Source organism: Dyadobacter sp. OTU695 (assembly GCF_038440355.1).
Taxonomy (GTDB): domain Bacteria; phylum Bacteroidota; class Bacteroidia; order Cytophagales; family Spirosomataceae; genus Dyadobacter.
In genome coordinates this window covers 91,065-113,439 of the sequence record NZ_JASATN010000002.1, presented here as the reverse complement: position 1 = coordinate 113,439, position 22,375 = coordinate 91,065, and the positions used below count along the sequence as shown (strand labels likewise).

Sequence of the window (22,375 nt, the reverse complement as noted above, 5' to 3'; positions counted from 1 at the left end):
TATGTTTTAAATTCACTGTCAGATCTTTTAAAATGATTAGCTAAGCACGATTTCCTTTTTCTTCGGATCCCAGTTCACACGTTTTCCCGTATGCAATGCCTGGGTAGCCATAATGTTCGCTACCGAGTGGTTAAATCCTACACGGGCGGGGGCATTCGTCTCCTTGCGGCTGCGGATACATTCCATCCAGTTGCGCATGTGCAGGGAAGTCATCGGATCGGCACCGGTATTGGCGTCGGTCGCGATTTTGTCACCGGTTTTCAGCGACATTTCGGGCAGCAAATTTGCCTGCATACCCATTCCTTTGGCATCCTTCTCCTTTAATCCGCCTTCGGACGTGATCTTGTTCGTATCGAGGTTGATCATCCCCCCGTTCGAATAGTAATATTCCTTCACACCACCTGCCTCATTGTTGAAGCGCGAAGAATAAATTACCTGGAAGCCTTTGCTCTTGTCATCGAAAGGACCGTATTCGAATGCCGCGCTGAATGTATCGACATTGGTACGGCCATCTTTCCAGGTATAAATACCACCATTGGCGACCACATTGCGTGGTGCATCAAGGCCTGAGAACCAGTGCACGGTATCGATCTGGTGGGCCATCCATTGCCCCGGAATACCCGACGAGTATGGATAGAAAAGACGGAATTCGAGATAGTAACGTGGGTTCCACTCCACTTTTGGACGGTTCATCAGGAAGCGGTCCCAGTCGGTATCCTCTTTGCGGATTTGTGAAACGAGCTCTTTACGTCTCCAGCGGCCAGGCTGATTCACGTTCCAGGTCATTTCAACCGTGGTAATATCCCCGAATTTGCCCGATTTGATATATTCATAAGCTGCCCAATAGTTCGGCGCACTGCGGCGCTGCGAACCTACCTGAACAATCTGCTTCGACGCCTCCACGGCTTTCAAAGCTACTTTCGCATCTTCCAGCGTTTCAGCAAATGGCTTTTCAACATACACGTCACGGCCCGACTTCACGGCTTCCGCGCAATGCAATGCGTGCTGAAAATCGGCGGTACTAATGATCACCGCGTCCACATCCTTGCGGCCAAGCAATTCTTCGTTATTGCGTGCCTTTACAAATTCGCTTGCTGCATAGGGTTTGCTCTTCATGAATGCCTCCGCTTCGTCACGGCGACGGTTCCAAAGGTCGGAAACGCCCATAAACTCAAAGTTCAGTTCCTTGGCGTGATCCGAGAAGGAAGGTGCAAGCGAGCTGCGGAAACGGTCCGAAAAACCGATAATACCTACCCTTACGCGGTCATTGGCTCCCACGATACGACGGTAGCTGGCCGCACTGAAAGCATTGGCGCCTACTGCGACACCCGCAGAAGCCAGTGCTGCATTTTTAAGAAAATCCCTTCTACTGGTCATGATATTGGATTTGAATAAAAGTTGATTTTTTGATTGCCTTTGGGTCCGATTTGCGGGCAATCGTTTCTAAATGTCCGGCGCCCGTTTATCTACTGTAATTTTTTACCTTTTTTCACCTGTTCGCCTTATTTGATCTCCTTCACTTTCAAACTGCGGAAAAACACATTGTCACCGTGATCCTGCAACAACAAATTCCCCTCTTGCGACAGCCCGAAACCTTCGAATTTGGCAAATTTCGAACCTGCAACAAACTCCTTGAACTGCGGTGAGCCGCGCACATATTCCACCACTTTATAACCATTGAGGAAATGCTGCACGGTACCGTCCTTCTGCACCACAATGCGTCCCTGGTTCCACTCACCTATCTTTTTTACAGCATTCCTCGGACGGTCGGCCGGAATGACGTCGTAGAACGAGGCGATCGTACGGTTGCCGTTTTTACCCAGTTTCGCGTCCGGGTGACGCTCGTCGTCGAGCACCTGGTATTCGCAGCCGATGCCCGATTTGCCATTGGAATTGAATTTCTGGTCTACAAAATATTTGACACCACTATTAGCACCTTCGGTTAGCTTAAATTCAAATTCATATTCGAATGCCGGGCCGTAAAGCTTGCGCGTAACGATATCATTCCCGGTTTCAGAGCCATCCGATTTGGTAATTGTAATGGCACCGTCCTGATAGTTCCATCTCTTGGTCGGGAATTCTGTCCCGCCGTAAGAACGCCACTGATCCACCGATTTACCATCGTACAATAGGGAATATCCCTGCGCCTTTTCGGCTGGATCGAGATTATTAGGGATCAGGTTCACAATGCGGACATTGGTTGCCGGGCTGGGTTTCAGGTTCGTGGTTTTAATGCGGACATTTTTCCAGCTCACCTGCGTGCCCTCCATTTCTTTGCTGCCGATCGCGTGTACTTGCAGACATATGAAACCTACGGGCGTCATATCATCCACCACATGCGCCACAGGCACGCCATTCAGGAAAGTCCGGATCGAATGGCCGATCGCTTCGATACGGTATTTGTTCCAGGCATCTCTTTTGAATGCTTTTTTGGCTTCCGGGTTCAAATCGAGCGGGTATAGCCAACCGCGGCGTGCCTCGTCATAAATGCCTGCCGAGTAAGCGCGGTCGCTAGGATCGATCTCGACCTGGTAACCATGCACGCGGCCGTTCATGTAGTCGGGTTTGGACAAGCTGCGGATCTGAATGCCCGAGTTCAGTTTATTATCAACCTTTACGTCGAGTTCGAGAATAAAATCGCCGTAGTCTTTTTCGGTTGTCAAAAACGAATTGGGCGTGCCCATCACGGAGGTGCCTACGATTGCCCCGTCTTTCACTTCGTATTTGGCCTGGCCGTTGAGTTGTTTCCAGCCGGTCAGATCCTTGCCATTGAAGAGATCTACCCAACCATCTTTCGACTTCTGGGCCTGCAACGGAGCGGTAAGGAGGAACGCGGCCATCGCGACCAGCGATAATCGGAATTTTTTCATTGTGTTGAATAAAAAATGATGAATAACTGAAAAATGCGAAAGGGTATCCTATCTAATATCAGTTATTACATTAATAACGAAATATTAATAGGAATACCCTTACAAATCCAGTTCGGGCTATACCGGATATTTCAAAACCTCGGTAATGTACTTTTTATTGATTTCCGCACAAATCAGCGGCGATTTCTCCGGATCCGGCACGCCGTCGAGTTCCACCACGGCCCAGCCTTTGAACTTCACCTTGTCCAATGCTTTAAAAACCGCCGGAACATCCACCCTGCCCTGCCCGAGTTCCACAAACTTGTAGCCACTTTTGGTGTCAGCCGGTTTGGTGTCTTTCAAATGCAGCGAATGCAGGATATCCTTGTATTTAATGATCGCCTCGTGCGGCTCGCCGCCTCCTTGCTTGTAGTGCGCAATGTCGAGCAGCAACTTAATGTAACGCGGGTCCATTGCCTGCACGATCACATCCACTTCTTCGGGTGTTTCGCCCAGCTGGTTCATGTGGTTATGGTAAACCGCCTGCACACCGAGGTCTGCAGTTTGCTTTCCAACTTCGTTCATTACCTGTGCCAGCTTTTTCAGTTCTTCCACTGAAGGTGCGCGATCTTTGGGCCGGAGGCTGTTGGTGAGCTGCATAGCATTGCCGCCCAGGGCCTTCACAAAACTGGCGTGCGCAACGTGTGTGTCGACGGTACTTTCAAATTTTGCAGGGTCTATCTCTACATTCCCACTCGAAAACATGCAGAGTGTCAGGTTGTTCTTCACCAATGCATCTTTTAACTCGGAAGGTTTGTTACGGTACGGCCCGAATGTATTGGCCCTCAATTGGATGCCTTTAAAACCAAGCCCGGCCAGGTCGGCCATCGCCTGTTCGTCCTTACCGCCCCAGGTAATCGCCGAGTAGCCGATTTTTATGTCTCCTTTTTTCACGGCGGCTTCCAGCCAACCGGCGCCAGCCATGGTGGCAGCCATTGCCAGTGAAGTGTTTTGTAGAAAATTCCGTCTGTTCATTTCAGGTTTAGATTGATGTAAAAATCCATAACTCCCAGACGATATAAAACAGCAATGACCCGCTATCTAGGGGCCATTGCTGGTAATTTTATTTAGGTATCTCCGTCAGTGGCGGCACATTTCGCTCATAACCTGCATATCCCTTGTTCTGATTGATTCTAGCCTGCGTATTCCCGTCGATCGCCGACTGTGGAATAGGCCACAATACGTGGTACGGACTCATGGTGTATTCATCGGCGTGGCGTGTCTTTACACCTTTGTTATAGAAATCATTTTTCTCCATAACCCTGTCATAGAAATAATTGTCGTCCGAAAACTTGTCGAGGCTGTACGTTTTGCCATTCGGAGCGGGTTTGCCGGTTTGTGCGAAAATATAGGCAATGCGCGTCAGCTCGGTTTTACGCGGCTCTTCGAAATACAGCTCACGTGCCCGCTCGTCGAGAATGGTGCTTATGCTGATTTTACCAGCCGGGATCGGTGCGCAATTGGCACGGGTCCGGACCGCATTCACATCCTCGGCCGCCTTCGCGAGGTCTCCTTTCCACGCATATGCTTCCGCACGCAGCAGATAGGTTTCCGCCAATCGGAATACATACCAATCGGAATTCCCTCCCTGCGGCTGTATGCGCAGAGGGTCTTCGACGAAAAGTTTGTAATTCGGCCAGTCGAACCAGCAGCGGATGGTATCGATCGTAAGCACTACACCTTCGGCATTTTTCAGCTGCAAATTCTTGCCGTAGAAGCTATCCTTGTCTTTAAGGGCCGGATTGTTATACAAAATATCCTCCATTCTCGTCCAGTTACCGGGTGCATGGCGCAGATCGTTCTTATCATCCCAAATCTGGTTCTGAGAGTAATCGGTTGGACGAAGACGTCCAATCCCGCGTCCATATTTCACAACCTGATCGATCTCGATGCCGTAAGTGTCTATGGTCCCGCGGTTTCCATTAGGAGTGTTAATGTTGTTGAACCAAAGCGGAACGGCGTTGCGCATGATGAGCATACCGCCTTCGACATTCCCTTCAATATTCAAGCGGTCGATCACCAGCATTAACCCTTCCGTGTTATTCGCGATCGCCTTGTTCTGAGGCCGGTGCAAATCCCAGATCACATTCCGGCTGGCATCATTGGCGTTTACGCCGAAACGCGAAGTCATTAGCTTGTGTGTACCGCCGTCGATCACATTCGTCGCCGATTTGATCGCGTCGTCAAACAGCCCCAGCGCGAGATTGACTTTGGTCAGCAAATGGCTTACCGAACCCTTGTTGACCATTCCCTTATCCGTGACGGCAGGCACCCATTGCTCGGCAAATTCGAGGTCTTCCTTCATTTTTTTCAGGATTACCTCGCGTTTCGTGGTCTGAAAATCCAGCTTCGGACCATTGATTTCGCTGAGAATCAACGGGACATCGCCGAACTGCTGTGTGAGCCGGTAGTAGCGTGCCGCTCTATGGAAATAAGCCGCGCCCAGCAATTCGTTCTTTTCTTCCTCGCTTTTGTACTTGGGCAAATTGATGCGCGAAATAGCAGTATTGGCGTACTTAATGCCCTTATACCCTTCCAGCCAGTACCAGCCGATCCGGTTATAATCGATGTGGTTCAACTGAGCATCGGGGGTGATCAGCAGATTCAGGTTTTGCGCCGGTCCTGATTTATCGGTCGTTCCGTCGACGGCAATATCCGAAAAGATCGATTCGGTGATCATCGGCATTGCGTCTCCGTACCATTCCAGACGCAGGTTGCGCTCACAGGCCACGAGCGTTGCCTTCAATCCGCCCAGGTCCTTGAATGTCAGATCTGGCTCGTAAAACGAAAGTGGTTCAGGTTTTAGCCAGGTTTCTTTGCAGGAGGTCATCGCCGCCCCCGCACCGAGCAGGCCTATTGCCAGTATATATTTTGATGTTTGGTTAAACATAATCCATATAGTTTTGTGTGATAGTGATTACAGGGTGATATCCAGCCCGATAGTATAAATCCGCGGGCTCGGAACGGACGTGGCAATACTGTTGTTGGTGGTTCCGTTCGTTCCATTTTCGGGATCCCAGAAATTCCACTGAGGCGCCCAGAAGCCTATATTGCGGATGTTACCGTAAATGCGCAGATTCTGTACGGCCACCTTTTGCGAAACAGCTTTCGGTACGGTATAAGCCACGGAGAGGTTTTCGAATCTCACGAAAGATTTGCTCCTGTAAACCGCATAACCCGTTGCCGAACCTTCGCTGGAATAGAGCCTTGCCCATTCGTTCGAGCGGTTTTCTTCCGTCCAGTAAGGAAATACATAAGAACTGGTGCGGTCTACGAAGCCATCGCGGTTCTTCATCTGGTTAAATGTGCCTTTCTGTCCCCAATAGGAATAGATCATGAACGACACGTCCAGGCTTTTGAAGAGTTTGAACTCATTCCGGAACGTCCAGCGAAAGCGTGGGGATGTGTAGCCCAGAAACTCCTTGTCGTCGTTGGTGAACTTGCCGTCGTTATTCACATCTTTCAGCTTGAAATCACCGGGTTTTACCCCATACTTGGCCGCTTCGGCTTCCTCCTCTTTCTGCCAGACGCCCAGGATCCGGTAGTTCCAGATCTCGTCCAACGCATGACCAATGAACCAGCGGTTGGTAACATCGTCCGCCTCCCTGCGACCGGTCACCTTGCCCGCACCGTCCTTGATGTCGACATAATTACCGTACAAATGCACGATTTTGTTGCGGTTGAGCTGGAAGTTGAAAGTACTGCGCCATGTGAAATTTTCCCGGCGCATATTGTTGGAATTCAAACTGATTTCCAGCCCTTTGTTGTGTACTTCGCCGAGATTGTCCCAAACGTTGTCAAAACCCAGCACATTAGGCAGCGCCCGTTTCACGAGCAAGTCCTTCGTGGTCGACTTGTAAAATTCAATGCTACCGTCGACCAGGTTGTTAAACAATGCGAAGTCGAGCCCCACATTCAATGCATTGGTTTTCTCCCATTTCAAATTCGGGTTCGCCATCCGGCTTACGTAGAGCTGGCTCACCTGGTAGACGGTCCCATCCGGTTTTACGTGCAGGTATTTGCCGCTCGCAAGGTCGGCAAGTGCATCATAGCGTGGAATGTCGCGGTTGCCGTTGTTACCATACGAAACGCGCAGTTTTCCGTAACTCAGCCATTTGGAATGCAAAAATCCTTCATCCGTAAATACCCAGCCCAATGCCGCCGACGAGAAAACGGCCCGAGGGTTTTTCTGCCCGAAAGCAGAATAACCATCCCGCCGGCTCGACAGTGTAAGCATGTATTTATCTTTAAATGAATAGAACAGCCGGGCCATCAATGCGTCCGCGGTGCTGGTCTGGTCGTCGGTATAAACTACCGGCAGCCCGCCAGCCTGGATATTATGGTATCCCAAAACGTCGGTCGGGGCGAAGCCTTTGTTGGAAATACTGTCGCGCCAACTTTTAAAACGCTCGGCATTGGCTAGGAAAGTGAGGTCTATCTGATGTTTTCCGGCAATGGTTTTGCTCCATTTGAGGATATTATCGACCTGCCAGTTGAATACTGTCGAATCCTTGCGCGATGCCCGGCCACCTTCGGCGGCCCATTCGGCATGCTTGGAAGACTCGGCATTGTAGCGGTGTGTATAGTCGAAACGGGGCGTAAAATTGATTTGATAGGTAAATCCAAAAGGCAGGCTAACCTTGGCAAAAAGAACGGAATTCAATGTCTGGGCGCCCTGGTCACGTTTGATGAAGCTCGGGGTATAGTATGGATGGTTTCCTCCGCTTGCCTCGCCGTTGGGCCGCCAGGAGTAATTGCCATTCGCATCGAACTCCGAGCCCCAGGGAGAAATGACTCTTGCCAGATCGTAGTTCACCGGCACCTGACTCTCGTCACGCCGCGCGAATTGCGTGTTCATGCCCACTGTCAAATGCTTATTCACTTTGCCTTCGAGGTTCAGCCTTGCACGAACGGTACTGTATTTATCGCCGACCACAATGCCCTCATTATTCAGGTATCCCAAAGACATGTAGTAGGAAATACGGTCGTTACGGCCTGAAAGGCTCACTGTATGGTCTTGCCTGAAACCTTTCTGAAACACTTTGGAATACCAGTCTACGCTCTTGCCGTCCTTGTAGTTCTGGATTTCCGCGGGTTGCATTCCCAACCGTTGGAGCCAAACTGTCGTCGGGTCCCCTTTCGAACCATCATATGCAAGCCACTGATCAAGCGTTACGCCAGCCGGGAGGTGGTTAGGATCGGCGAAGCGCGCAGGCTCGGCCGTAGCGTTGATGTTCCGCATTACTTCCTGCCGCCAGCTGATAAAACCTTGCGGGCTAAGGACCGGCTGATTTTTAGCGACCTCGGCGAATCCGAAATTGCTGTTGATATTGATGACGGGCTTGCCTTCCTTTCCTTTTTTAGTAGTAATCAAAATAACCCCGCTGGCCGCCTTAGCGCCGAAAACGGCCGACGAACTCGCGTCTTTCAGCACATCGATGGTCTCAATATCGTTCGGGTTGATATCTTCCAGACCTCCGTAATAAATCGTCCCGTCGAGCACGATCAATGGGCTCGAACCTGCATTGACAGAATTCTGTCCACGCACCGAAACACTTCCGCCGCCTTTCGCAGAAGTTGAAAACCCGACGTTCATACCCGGCACATTGCCGCGCAGCACATCCTGGACCGACTGTGGATTTTCATTTTCGAGCCGGGTCGCATTGACCTGTGATACCGCGCCGGTGAGGTCGCGTTTCTTTTGGGTTCCGTAGCCAACCACCACTACTTCATTGAGCGTCTTCAAGTCGGTTGCAAGCGAAATGTCCACGACATTGGCATTGCCTGTCTCCCGCTCCTGTGTAACGTAGCCGACGGCCGAAAATACGAGCACCGCTGAATTGCCGGTGATCTCGATGGTAAACCTGCCTTCCGCATTGGTTGTCGTGCCCTGGTTTGTTCCTTTGACAACCACCGTTACACCGGGAATCGGCGTGTTCCCGTCTTTGGCCAGAACGGTGCCGGTAATGGTCCTGTCGGCCTGCATGATATGGCCAACGCTTGCAAGCGGACTCGCGACGACACTGGCGGGCACCGGCGGGTGCAGGCATATCGCACATATGCATACCCCGCTTATGCGCCGCAAAGAGGTAAAAAATCCTTTTGTGATGTGCATAGGTCAGTGAATTAAGATGATGTTTAGGTGAAATATACCACCCTGACGCCACCCATTCCAGCCCGCCCGCACTGACAAACTGTCCTAATTTTTAACCGTATAGTACCAATGATTCACCGGTAATATTTTTTTATTTTTTGTCCTGAAAAACAAAAAAGGATGGCTGCACGGGGCAACCATCCTCTTGACTTCTATACTTTCTGAACTGCTCAGTACCCCGGGTTCTGCGGGAATACCGACTTGCCATCGGATGTTTTCGCACTCCGGTCGATCTGCGTTTGAGGAATAGGTCGTACCACGTGATAGGGCTGGATGTTGGCAGCTTGCGGGTTGTATTTTTTCACCCTTTCCACAAGCAATCCCCAGCGTTTCAGGTCCACCCAGCGGGTTTGCTCACCGGCCAGCTCTCTGGCACGCTCCTCAATAATCGTCTCCATCGTAAGATCCTTGGCAGCAATGAGCATCTTTTCCTTTTTACCAGGCCAGCCTGCGCGGTATCTCACCATATTCAGCGCTTCTGCCGCACCTGTTTTGTCACCGGACTGGAACAATGCCTCAGCGAGCATCAAATACACATCCGCCAGACGTACCACGTAGTAATCCCGGCTACCTGGCTCATAAGTCATGTCAGGGCGTTTCGAATCGAAGAACTTTTGCAGAGTCGGAAATAAGGCTTCCGAGTACTTGCTCGGCACAAGCACCTGATATGGTTTCTTAGCACGTTCCTCCTTGGTCATTTCGTAACCTGGGATAAAAATCGTCGTATCGCCGGCCGCAAACGTCACTTTCGTTTTGGAATCATCAAATGACGCTGCATTATAGGTGCCCGGATTGTTGGAAAGCCAGGTATCGCGGAAAGTTTTCTTGTAACGCGAATCGTTGACACGATCGGCGAAAACGGTGTTGAGCAGATATTCGGTCGGTCTGAGACGTTTGAATGGCCGCCCCCAGTAAGTATCCCGTTTCATACCCGGCTGCACATCGTACTGCATACCGAAATAAAGGTGCAAACTGTTACCCGTACCGTTCGTCAATGCATCGCTGGTATATTGCACGGCAAACACTACCTCGCTGTGATTTTGGTTATTTTCATCGAATACAGCCGAGAAATCGTCGAGCAATTTGTAACCGTATTTGGTAGAAACCTCTTTCAGCAGATCAGCTGCTTTGGTAAAATCGTCCGGCGCTTTTTCAGTTGAGTATCCTTTTGCCAGATATACTTTCGCCAGCAAAGCCTGGGCGTGAGGCTTGGTAGCGCGGCCATAGTCGCCCGACTGTGCCTTCGCTTCAAGATCCGTCACCGCGTCGCTCAAATCTTTGATGATCGTCGCATACATCTCGGCATCGGTTGCGCGCTTAGTATCCTTGGTTGGCACCAATGTTTCGGTCAGGCGAAGATCTACACCGCCGTACTGCTGATGCAGCAGATAATAATAATGTCCACGCAAAAATTTGGCTTCTGCCACCCGTAGCTTCTTAACATTATCTGCAATGCCCGTCACATTCGGGGCACGGTCGATGACCGCATTACAGGTGTTGATCCCTCTGTAGAGCTCATCCCATGTGGTTGCCAGGTAATCCACCGTCGGGTTCAACTGCCCGTCGTAGAAATGAAATCCTTTATAACCACCATCCGCGCCGGTTGCGTAGATATCAGTACCATACTCGCTCAAAGTCAACCCCTGCTGAGTAGCGTAATAGAAGCGAAGCGACGAATAGGCGGCCTTCACGCCGTCTTCAAAGCCTTTGGGGGTGTTCAGATAATCGTTGCCAACCCCCGAGACGATCTTCTCCTCCAGAACATCCTTACACCCCTGCCCCGCAAGCATCAGCGCCGCCATACCGCACACCACAATCGATTTTCTTATATTTTTCATTTGTCAGTATCTTTTAAATTTCAAAACCAGGCCGTTAGAATTTGGCGTTCAATCCGAATGTGATTACCATCGTAGCTGGGGTTATACCTGTACCACCCGCTGCCAGTCCGGTAGTTTCAGGGTCAACACCGTTGTATTTGCTGCGGTATTTGGCCCAGATGAACGGCTGCTGAATGCTCGAATATAAGCGCAGCGATTCCATTCCCAACTTTTTCGACAATTCCGGCGTGAATGTATAACCTACGTTCACGTTTCTGAGCTTCACGAATGTTCCGTCGAAGTAGGTAAGCGTGCTTCCGTAAACCGGAAACTCCTGGTTGCTTTTCGGACGAGGAAACTCGTTGGTCGGGTTGTTTGGCGTCCAGTAATCCACTTTCATTTGCTGATAGCGGCCAGCCAGTGCGTTATTGTTTCTGTGGAATTCGCTGCGGATCAGGTTACCTACACGTGCAAAGAAGAAGAACGACAGGTCGAAGCCTTTGTAGCTCAGACGGTTGGTAATACCTCCGCTAAAATCAGGAACGTCGGAACCGATGATCTCGCGGTCCTGGGCGTTGATCTTTCCATCACCGTTGATATCCTTGATTTTGATCTGACCCACTTCACTACCGAATGATTTCGCAGCATCCGCCTCGTTAGTTTGCCAGATACCCACTTTTCTGTAATCGTACACCGTGCTGAGCGGACGTCCGATAAACCAGCCGTTACCCAGGTCATCCACTTTTCCATTGTAAAGCGACAGGATGGCTTCGGTATTTTTGGTAAACGTAAAATCGGTGGTCCATTTGAAACCGCCAGCAGTGTTAACGTTATTGGTTGTCAAACTCAGCTCGATACCACGGTTGCGGGTCTCACCTACGTTACGGGTAACCGCCGCAAAGCCGATAGATCCTGGCAGCTGGTCAGATAAAAGCAAATCGGTCGTATTGGTCTGATAAAATTCCAGTGAGCCCTGGATCTTTCCGCGGATAAAGCTGAAATCCAGACCGACATTGGAAGTTGCCGAAGACTCCCAGCGCAAATCGCCGTTTCCGATCGTTCCCGGGCGGTAACCATATGCGGCGTTGGTGTTCCAGGCGTAGCTGGTGCGGCCAAGGAATGCCTGCGTTTGGTAAGGGGCCAAACCGGTATTACCCACTTTACCCCAACCGGCGCGGATTTTCAGAAGATCAAGCCAGGTTACGCTTTTCAAAAAGTTCTCGTTGCTCAGGTTCCAACCTAATGCTATACCCGGGAAGTTACCGTATTTACTGTTTTCCCCGAAACGGCTCGAACCGTCGCGTCTGATGGTCAGCGTCACCAGGTATTTATCGTTGTAGTCATAGTTCACACGGCCCATGTACGAGTTGATCGTCCATTCCACCAGAGCGCTGGCAGGTGAGAAGATCGTCGTTGCAGCGCCCAGGTTGTAGAATGACTGCGTTTCAACCGGTACCCCCTGCACGGAAGATCCGAAACCTTCGGCACGGTCGCGCTGAATGGAGTGGAGCAAGGTCACGTTCAGATTGTGCTTCCCTCCGAATGTTTTAGAATAGTTTACAATGTTTTCCAACGTCCAGTTGAAACCGAAGTTGTTAATGTTACTAGCCTGCGAGTCTCCACCTTTTCTGGCATTGGTTTGTGCGCCAATGAACCGCCCGTAGCGGGTAATGGTAAAGTCCGGACCAAAGTTGACGCGGTATTTCAAGCCCGGCAGAATGCTGAACTCGGTATAAACACTGTTAAAAATCCGGTAGCGTTTCAGCTGGTCAATCTGCGCACCCTTCACCAGTTCCGCAAGCGGGTTGGTAAGCAACGCATCGTTGGTAGGCGAGAAAATCAGCTTGCCATTTTCGTCATAAGGAACCGCCAGTGGGTTTTGGTTGATCGTCATCCCGTAGGTATTCAGGTTTTCACCATTACGGATGCTGTTCATCATATAGGACGATAAACCCACTTTCAACCATTTGTTTACGTTATGATCGATATTCGAGCGCAGTGACAGACGGGTAAAATTCGCTTCTTTCACCACACCCTTATCCTGGAAAAATCCTCCCGAAATGTAGAACTGTGTGCGATCGTTGCCGCCCTGGATACCCACCGAGTGATTCTGCATGACGCCCGTTTTAACAATGAGGTCCTGCCAGTCGGTGCTGGTTCCATTTGCAATACCTTTGGCAACATTAGGGTCACCGCCGAGTACGGCCACTTTTGCATCTGCCTCCGCGTTGATCACACCAGTAGGAATGGCATTACCGGCAGCATCCTTATAACCACCCGTAGCACGGTAGGCCTCCCGGACGAACTCCGCAAATTCGGTTCCGTTGAAAAGCTCCACTTTGTCCAATGCTTTGGAAACCCCTACATAACCGTCATAGCTGACCGTCGTCTTACCCTTAGGCGCCCCACGCTTGGTTGTTACGATCACAACGCCGTTGGCGCCGCGTGAACCATAGATCGCCGTCGCGGTAGCATCCTTCAATACCTCCATCGACTGAATATCGTTGGGGTTCATATCGTCATAACCTGCTCCCAAAGGAATACCGTCCACGACATAAAGCGGATCGTTACCTGCATTGAACGAGCGGCGGCCGCGGATCAGGATCTTTGGCACCGTTCCCGGCTTGGAACCCGATTGCGTTACGTCCACCCCGGCAGCACGGCCCTGCAAGGCCTGGCCGAGGTTGGTAATAGGCATTTCATTGATTTCTTTTGAACCGACCGAAGAAATTGCGCCGGTCAGCTGGCTTTTCTTTTGCGTACCGTAGCCCACAACCACAACCTCGGTCAATATTTTCTGATCGCTCGCAAGCACTATATCCACCACACTTTTATTACCAACAGCAACTTCCTGCGTCACGAAACCTACTGCTGAAAACACAAGGACCGCATTATCTTCCGGGATGCTCATCTTGAAAGCGCCGTCGGCATCGGTATTGGTACCGGTTTTACTTCCTTTCAACACTACCGAAACGCCGGGGATCGGAAGGTTGTCCTCTACGGAGGTCACCTTGCCTGAAACTGTCCTGTCGATAACCCTGATGGTCGGATTTGAAGGCCTCATTGCATAGACCTGCCCTGTAAAACCCGTCATCACCGCACCAGCCATTGCCCAACGCATCATACAGTGGCCAATACTCGTAAAGTTTCTTTTCATACGCATTGATTGTTTAACCATTAATAGTTCACCATAAACTGTCATTCTGACGATCACTTGATAGATTTCCCCTTACAAATAATTATATTTTTCCTACCAATAGTCACAAACATACATGCGGTTACTTGCACAGATTTGTAACTAATCTGTCGGAAAATTTTATCTGGAAAGAGGCACAGGGATGATAAGTACTCTTGATTTCCGATGGTATGGCAATTTGAACAATTCCAATAAGTACATTTTTTGCACTTATAATACCATTCGGAACTCAGTTTGAGGATAGAGATTCGGGGAGAAAATTGAAAACGATCTGCGAAGTTTATTTATGCAATCGTTATCGGGAACGTTGCCAAAATAGACTAGTTCCAATATTTTATTATAAAATATTTGCACGAAGCAATACAAAACTGCCATATTCACCGGGCAAGCTCCGCCTCAATATTGCATTTAAACAATATTTAGTAAGAGAATTACCAAGCAGACATGGCAGTCAGGATGTTGATAAAGCGGTAATCTGACGCCTATTTATAATGGTCCGGATTCTCATCCTGCCACTCGTTTACACCATCACGGATACGGTTCCGGAAGGTTAATGTATCCTGGGCAAACGAAGTGGTACCATCCTCATTTTCATATTTATAACTTAAAAATAATTTACGGTCCTGCAACAGTTTCGGCCGGTTGAAACTGCTCGGGCCGTCGGGTTTCACGTTGACAGCAGAACCATCGGCTTTGCTGATCCGGACGGTATTTCCCTCGAGCGTAATCTTGAAGGAGCCTTCCTGGTCGCTGATCTTATTGGTCAGAAGCGCATCGGGGGCAACCGTTTTCAGCTTGAAAATTTTTGCCTCGGGCGAGGGTATGCTCGTGTAGTACTTCACGGTCTTCACTACCTTGCCCGCAGCGTCTTTCACCGTCGTGACGCCTCCATGCCAGTAGTTTCCAAAAAGCATGTTCTCATATTTGAGCGCCACCACGGCCGATCGCTTCGCATGGATGACCGAATCGGCATCTGCGGAGGTGATGTAGAACGGAATGGCATATTGAGCGCGGATCGTGCCGGCGTCTTTCAGGAAACGCGCCGAATCGGCTTTGATCACCACCGAACCCATGTGCGTTCCGGCCTTGATCACCATCCTGGAATTATCCGAGATCGTAAAATAGTCGGCCGGCAACGGTATGAGCGTATCAACCCCGCTCACAGCCTCCCGGATGTAACCCGCCCCGGCTTTCATCGCTTCCAGCGCTTTGGCATTCACCAGCGCTGCGTCCATCTGAAAGCCCACCACACGGTCGTGGCGGTTTTCGCGTACACCTGCAAGCGCAGCGCCTACTTCTATGCTCATTCCCTCGCCCACCACGAACGTGCGCGCGTTGGTCTGGTACATAAAATACACGGAAGTGTAGTCGAAATCCTTGATGTAATCGTCATAACAGGCACTAAGCGCCATGGTGAGCCCCAGGGCGACGGCAATTCTCTTTTTCATAGCATTCATATTTATTTCCAGGCTTCCCAGCCATCGTTTTGTACCAGGTTTGACATTCTAAGCATTTCATCATAGGGAATCGGCAGGAATGCGGATGAATACGACCGCGCTTCCACTACTTCATCGAGCTTATATTGAAATGTGCCATCGGAATTGCGGGTAATCTTCGCCATTCGCACGGGCTTGTTCAGGTCGGAGAGACTGGTCGTCCAGCGGCGAAGGTCGAAAAATCGCAAACCTTCAAAACAGGTTTCGATCCTCCTTTCATTCTTGATAAATTCATTGAAAGCAGCCTTTCCCTTCGACGCGATTTCGGTGAAATACGGGTCCTTTTCGAAGCCCTTGCCACCGTCCGAATTGTCTTTCTGCCGAAGGTATTGCATGGCTTCCTTGGCCGACATGCCGTATTTGCCACCGTCGGGTCCCTCCACCTGATTAGCCGCTTCGGCGAATGTGAGCAGCATATGCTCCCAACGGATAAAGAACTTCGAATGCGGCTGACGGTTAATGGAGTTATCCGACCAGTTAAGGCCCATGAACACCATCTTTTTGATGTGGTAATTGGTACGGCTGTTCACGGCCGGGCCGGCGGCATCTTTCGCATTTTGCCAGTTTTCGAACGTATACATCACTTTGTCTGAGTTGATCCGAACGGCCTGCGCATTGTTGTGAAAAATAGCCGCGTAAAACCGTGGATCGCGGTTGGCATATGGATTGGCTGGGTCGTAGTTACCGCGCGGATCGGTGATGGGGTAGCCGTTTTTCATCGGGAATGCATTCACCAGGTCTTGCGTTGCGCCTACCGAGCCCGTTCCCTGAAAGCCGCCAGGGTAATACATCCGCTCCATGGCGTCGTTGGCATTGTTATAGCGCGAGGCCCACACGATTCCCGGATAATTGGGATCGAACCAGTTGACGCCCTTTTTCACATTGAAACCATTGGTAACCGCATCGGTCTTCATCTTGAAATCGATCACCTCCATAGCGTTCTGCGCGGCCAGGTCCCAACGCGTTACGTCGTTCGTAGGGTTGAAGCGCGGACTGGCCCAGGTAAGGTATACCATCGCTTTGATCGCCCGTGTGGTAATGCCGTCCATCCGGCCCCAGAAGCGGCCGCCCGCATAAGCCCTGTCATTCGAATTCTTGACCAGAAAATCGCGGTGTGCGATGGGCAGGTACTTGTGCGCAGAGTCGCAGTCGGCGACGATCTGCTTTACGCATTCCTCGTACGTATTGCGTTTGAGGTTCGTTTCCGCTTTCACGTCCACGGGTTCAAGTACGATCGGGAAGCCCAGCAACTGGCCACCAGCCATGCCGCCAAACTTCTGCAACAAATCCCATTGAAACCACGCCCGCAATGCATAAGCCTCGCCCTGCAACCGGTTTTTGACCAGGCTATCCAGATGCGGGTCCACCAAAAAACGGGTATTATAGCCCCTCCGGTCTTTCAAAAACAGGTTCACCAGAAAGATAGCCCTGTAATCCCTGTCCCAGTAGGTACGGAACGGGTCTTGGCTGGTGGGCAATGAGCCCAGGGCAAAACGGGTCAGGGCGTGGGTGGTGCTGGTGATCACCACGTCGTCGGTCGCCCCATCCAGGTACACGCCTTCGTTGTCGTTGTAGTTGCGGGGCATTACGTCGTAGCATTGCCCAACGAGGCCCTGTACCATATCCTGGTACTTCCAAATGTCCTCGGTGGTGCGGTTGCCGTTCGGATAAGGTTCGAGGTAATCGACGCAGGAAGTGAATGCCAACGCGGCAAGCGCCAGCGACAGGATGTTTTTGATATATATTGATTTCAAATGCATAGCTCTGGCTTTAAAATGTCAGTTTAACCCCGCCGGTGAATGTGCGGAACAACGGATAGCTGGTAATCCCTGAGTTGATCGACTCGGGATCTACGTCTTTGATTTTCGAAAAAGTGAGCACATTGGCCCCGCGCACATACACACGAATACCACGCGCAGCGATCATATTGCCCAGGCGTACGGGCACATTATAAGCAAGTTCCACATTCTGGATCTTGAAAAAGCCACCGTCGCGGAGCCAGAAATCCGAAGCCTGGAAGTTATTGTTCACCTTATAATAGGTCAGCCGCGGATATTGCCCGTCCATATTCTCTTTCACGAAATCGGAATAGTTGTTGTCGCCCCAGCCGTTCCAGAAATATTTGTTGGTAAGCGGTATCTGGTAAAATGCGCGGCCTGTGCCGATGGCGGTAAGTTCGAGGTTGCGAAAGGCTAGTTTCAGATTTAACGCATACACCAGCCGTGGCGAAGTGTATCCGACCTGCACCTGGTCATTGTCGTCCACAATACCGTCGCTGTTCCGGTCGAGGTATTTAAGGTCGCCGGCTTTAAGGTCATCGTCGTAAACCTGCCGAATGACGCCGGTTTCGGCATCGGTGGCAAATTTTCCGATGTAGGTGTGCCCCCAATAAGCGTCGGTAGGCTTTCCAACGCGGGTCTGGTAGTCGAAACGGTAATTGGGCTCGTCCCATTTCAGAACTTCGCTGTTCTGCACGGTGGCATTACCGCCGACCGAAAAGCGGACGTCCCCTACCCGCTCGGTAAACTGCAATGCGGCCTCCAATCCGAAGTTCCTGATTTTGTTATAGTTATACCAGGGGCGAGCGCCGGATACGCCTACCACGAGCGGCAGCGTATTCGCCAGCTGCGAGACAATGCCGTCGCGCAGCTGATTGAAATAGTTTACCTCGACCGAAAGTCTGCGTTTGAGGAACAATCCGTCGATCCCGATATTGAACTCCCTGCGTTTCTCCCAGGTCAGATCGGGGTTACCTACGCGACCTTGCGTGGTTCGGTATGCCAGGTTGTCGGTATTACTTCCAAACCATTGGTTCGTCGAGTAAGGACCAAACGCGGAGCCTGTCGAGTTGACGGCCCAGCGGTCGAGATAATAGAACGGCGGCAGGAAGCTCTCATAACCGAGCGTGCCGGCCTCAGCCCTGATTTTGAGATAGTCGATGCTTTTCAGGTTCTTCAAAAAACCTTCTTCCGAAATTACCCAGCTCACGCCCGCCGCGGGAAACATGGCATAGCGTTTGTTTTTATCGAAACTGTAAGTCCCCGCGTAGTTGAGCACACCGTGGAACACGTAACGGTCTCTGAAAGAATACACCCCATTTAAAACCGCATTTTGCTGGCGCTGAGGCTCTTCAATACCATTACGCGTCGATTTACCCAGGTAGTAGGTAAGCCCCGCCTGAAAGCTGTGTATGCCCCAGTTTTTTTCATAGCTCAGGTTTTCATATACTACAAACCGCTGCGAATAATAGTCGTGCAGCTTTGCCTGACCGGCCATGTCCACGCCATCATGCACTTTGGAAAGGCGGACTGTGTCCATGCCCGCATCGGTTTTTCCGGGAGTGACAATGTAGGCTATGTAATCTTCTGCCTTACCGATCCGCAGGCTGTTGAACAGGTTGAAGCCGGCATAGGTGGTCGATTTAAGGCCGGGTACCAATTCTCTCAAATCATATTCAAAAGTGAGATTGGAAGCCCCTGTGCGGCCTGTCTCGGTGTAATAGCCGTTGTGCATGAGGTTACCCACCGGGTTGGTCTTGAAATTGGAGCTTACCCCATACCAAGGCGCCACCGGATTGTCGGCGAATGCGGCGTACACGGGGAATGCGATCGGCGGGGTGTTGGTAATGTCGTTGATCGCCGAGTTGAATTCCACCAGGTCAAGCGCCGTGTTGGTATTGCCGTCGTCGCTTGTGAAGTTGGAATTGTAGCCGTAGTTAGGCGAGCGGCGCAGGGTTAGCCCTCCGAAAAAGTCGAACTTGACCTTAATCAGCGGATTGATCTTGATATCGATATTTGACCGGACATTAATGCGGTTGTAATCCGACTTCGCGCCGATCTTGTAGATATCCCCTTCGCCATTATAGCCTAAATAGGCGCTGTACTGCACCGTCTCATTCCCGCCTGTCGAGGAAAGATTGACCCTTGTAAACGGTTTTGAGTTTTTCAGCATCAGCTTGCGAAAGTCCACGCTTGGGTGATACGGATCGTACGGGTCGTTTTTTCCATATGCAGCAATGTCGTTTTCGTTATAGAGCGGCGTGAGGGCGCTGTTTGTCCTGGCTACATTATTTAGCTGTGCGTAGCCGGCGCCCGACGCCCAACCGGGAAACCTGTCAACCACGCTCACACCCTGCTCGGCATTCACGCTCAGGACGCGCTCGTTCACCTTTCCTCTTTTTGTTTTAATGTAAATAATGCCGTCGGCACCCCGCGGGCCGAGCATGGCTTTACCTACAATATCCTTGATAATCGTCACCGACTCGATTTCCTGCGGGTCCATCGGCATTTCCGTGATGTCGGTCGGGATATCGTCGATGATAAAAATGGGGCTGCGCCCCCGGGTGGCCAGACCGATCTTTTCGGTGATCCTGAAATTCCCCAGTTCTTCCTCGGCGGTAAGGCCGGGCGAACCATCGCGCTCGACCACTTCCAGGCCGTTCACCAGCCCGGCGAAGGCATTACGCAGGTCGTTGGTAGGGTATTTTTCAAGATCGGCAGTTTTCAAGGTCACATAACTGCCCGTGGCCAGTCTTTTGGGAATGCTTGTGAATGGCATCGGCACGGCGTCATCGGGGGTAGCGAAAAGTTTGGCCTTTTTCAGCTCGACTACGCTATTGGTAGCGATATCGCCCACGAGCGAAACCGACTTGCTGTATCCATACGACGAAACCGTTACGAAATCCTCCGGCAATGCTTCAAAATCGAAACCGCCGCTGGCATTGGTTTCGGCGTGGATCTGCCCTTCGCCCACAATTACCGACGCATTCGGGATGGGGTTTCCGTTTTCGTCGGTTACTTTCAGGCTTACATTGACGGGTTTGGGCTTTTTGGCCGGTTTGTCCTGGGCCAGCGCATCACCGCCCCACAGCAGGCATAGCATTATCATTCCGATAAAGACCTGCCCTATATAATGCATCATTTTATTCATCATTGGATTGAGCGTTAGGGGTTACCAGACTTCGTTCGGGACGAAATTTTTCATTTTGTACATATCCTCGGTATTGAACGGCAGATAGTACATAGCTTCTTTCCAGCGTGTCTGGCGATCGGACGAGAGCGGCATCCGGGTATATTTGAATCCGGTCGGGTAAGCAGTGCTCGCAGGCACCTTCTCCACATTCATGCGGTAGAGCGTACCGCCCATTACTTTGGGCGCGTCCTTCCAACGCCGGATGTCGTGGTAGTAATGGCCCCCCTCGAAGCACAACTCTATGGTTCGCTCATTTTTGATGCGGTCGCGGAGTTTGTCCTTGCTGGTCGCGTACGCGGGTAGCACGTTCGGCATACCTGCACGGGTACGTATGCGGTTGAGCGCCTGCAGGGCGGTCATGGACGCCCCCGGAGCGGTGCCGTTTGGTCCGTAGGCCTCGTTGGCAGCTTCCGCATAGTTCAGGTACAGCTCACCCAGGCGTATCAGCGGGTCGGTGTATTGCGGGGTCGTTTTGTTATTCACGCTCTGCTCGCCCCAGGTTTTGCGCTCGTAGTATCCGGTGCGTGTAATGCCTGCATAGGACTGGTCGAGCAGCTGGCCGTAAACGGCAGCACCATCTTTGGTTTCATAGTAGATTTTGGCATTACCGTAACCTGGTACCGGCGCGGTATTGTAGATGATGTCAATGTAAAAACGCGGATCGCGGTCCTTATAAGGATCCTGCTCGCTGTAATGCCCGGCGGCGGCGGCGGCCTGACGGTCGGCCGGGGTATTCAGCGGTTCGCCCCATTTGGTTTCGAACTTATCGACGGTGTTCTGCGTGGGGCATTCACCCGACCAGCCTGTTTTGCCACCTCCGAAAACGCCGTTCATCTGGCCGTTCAGATCGCCGGCATTATAGGCTTTCGTGCCCGCATACCACGCCCAGAGTTGTTCGTTGGAATAGGTCGTGCCGATGTAATTCTTCTTGTAATCGTCGAGCGGAAGCAGTTCGTAGCCGTACTTTTCGGCGATCTGGATCGCCTCCCAGCTGGCCTTGGCCGCATCTTCCCAGTCGACATTTCCTTTTTCATTATTCAACGGACTGGCCGCGTACAGCAACGCCCGTGCTTTGAATGCCTTCGCTGCCACGCCGGTAGGACGTTTTTGCTCGGGATCGTTCAAATGCCCCGCTACACCAGGGCCTGGGTCGCGCCGCATGAGGTCGGCCTGCTCGAAATACATGGCGGCAGAATCCATATCCATCGCAATGCGCACCAGTGTCTCCCGTTTGGAGAGCCGCGGAATGTCCCATTCATCGTCCTGACCCATCACGGTCGTCAGGTAAGGCATCGGCCCCCATAACCTGAACAGCTCGAAATGCGCGAATGCCCGGATGAAATGCGCCTGGCCTTTGAAATCATTGATATCTGCCTGGCTTGCATCTTTGAGCATGCCGATGTTTTTCAAAGCCGTGTTGCATTTGCGGACAATGTAAAACATCGACCCCAGGATCGGCCGTCGCTGCGGATCGTAAGTCATCTTATTGATAATCGCCGAAATCTGCCCGGCTTTGATGACCTGAGCGTCCATCACACGGCCCATGTCGCTCATGTCGGTAAGTGCTTCCAGGGTGTACTTCTGATCCCAGAAATCGAAATAGAGCGAATAGGCATTTTTGATGTTGTAGGCACGCCAGGTGCTGCCGTCCAGCCTGTTGCCTTCATAAATATCATCGAAGTACTTTTTGAAATTCTCGTATTTGGAAAAAACATCGTCGGGAGTGAGCCCCGACTCGGGTGCTTTGTCGAGGTAGTCTTCCACACACGAACCGAGCAACAAAATCAACAGCACCGGTATACAAAGTATCGTAATTAATCTTTTCATCATCA

Annotated in this window: 11 protein-coding genes; all 11 read right to left on the bottom strand. The window is 51.1% G+C overall.

Annotated features, from left to right (window positions below):
- Positions 1–36 precede the first annotated feature (36 nt).
- The 11 genes from AAHB90_RS06230 to AAHB90_RS06180 all read right to left on the bottom strand — a co-directional run bounded on the left by AAHB90_RS06230 (position 37) and on the right by AAHB90_RS06180 (position 22,373).
- Positions 37–1,377, bottom strand: coding sequence for a Gfo/Idh/MocA family oxidoreductase (locus tag AAHB90_RS06230; protein ID WP_342084079.1), 1,341 nt, complete (start codon positions 1,375–1,377; stop codon positions 37–39).
- A gap of 125 nt (positions 1,378–1,502) precedes the next feature.
- Entirely contained in the window at positions 1,503–2,870 is a 1,368-nt protein-coding gene (locus tag AAHB90_RS06225; RefSeq protein WP_342084078.1) for a 3-keto-disaccharide hydrolase, read from the bottom strand.
- Positions 2,871–2,987: 117 nt separating this feature from the next.
- A complete protein-coding gene (locus AAHB90_RS06220; protein ID WP_446717881.1) occupies positions 2,988–3,884 on the bottom strand; it encodes a sugar phosphate isomerase/epimerase family protein in 897 nt (298 codons plus the stop codon).
- 88 nt (positions 3,885–3,972) lie between these two features.
- Positions 3,973–5,799 carry a RagB/SusD family nutrient uptake outer membrane protein gene (locus AAHB90_RS06215; protein ID WP_342084077.1) on the bottom strand — a complete coding sequence of 609 codons (1,827 nt, stop codon included), beginning with the start codon at positions 5,797–5,799 and terminating at the stop codon, positions 3,973–3,975.
- A gap of 27 nt (positions 5,800–5,826) precedes the next feature.
- Positions 5,827–9,024 (bottom strand): SusC/RagA family TonB-linked outer membrane protein, encoded by a 3,198-nt coding sequence (locus AAHB90_RS06210; protein ID WP_342084076.1) that lies wholly within the window; start codon positions 9,022–9,024, stop codon positions 5,827–5,829.
- A gap of 209 nt (positions 9,025–9,233) precedes the next feature.
- Positions 9,234–10,901 carry a RagB/SusD family nutrient uptake outer membrane protein gene (locus AAHB90_RS06205; protein WP_342084075.1) on the bottom strand — a complete coding sequence of 556 codons (1,668 nt, stop codon included), beginning with the start codon at positions 10,899–10,901 and terminating at the stop codon, positions 9,234–9,236.
- A 34-nt stretch (positions 10,902–10,935) separates the two neighbouring features.
- The gene (locus AAHB90_RS06200) at positions 10,936–13,989 is read right to left on the bottom strand and encodes a SusC/RagA family TonB-linked outer membrane protein (protein ID WP_342084396.1); all 3,054 of its coding nucleotides are present in this window, start codon (positions 13,987–13,989) and stop codon (positions 10,936–10,938) included.
- 569 nt (positions 13,990–14,558) lie between these two features.
- Positions 14,559–15,524 carry a DUF1735 domain-containing protein gene (locus AAHB90_RS06195; RefSeq protein WP_342084074.1) on the bottom strand — a complete coding sequence of 322 codons (966 nt, stop codon included), beginning with the start codon at positions 15,522–15,524 and terminating at the stop codon, positions 14,559–14,561.
- An 11-nt stretch (positions 15,525–15,535) separates the two neighbouring features.
- On the bottom strand, positions 15,536–17,332 hold the full coding sequence (locus AAHB90_RS06190) for a RagB/SusD family nutrient uptake outer membrane protein (RefSeq protein ID WP_342084073.1): 1,797 nt from the start codon (positions 17,330–17,332) through the stop codon (positions 15,536–15,538).
- 10 nt (positions 17,333–17,342) lie between these two features.
- Positions 17,343–20,492, bottom strand: coding sequence for a SusC/RagA family TonB-linked outer membrane protein (locus tag AAHB90_RS06185; RefSeq protein WP_342084072.1), 3,150 nt, complete (start codon positions 20,490–20,492; stop codon positions 17,343–17,345).
- A gap of 30 nt (positions 20,493–20,522) precedes the next feature.
- Positions 20,523–22,373, bottom strand: a complete 1,851-nt coding sequence (locus AAHB90_RS06180) for a RagB/SusD family nutrient uptake outer membrane protein (RefSeq protein WP_342084071.1) — start codon at positions 22,371–22,373, stop codon at positions 20,523–20,525.
- Between the last annotated feature and the right edge of the window lie 2 nt (positions 22,374–22,375).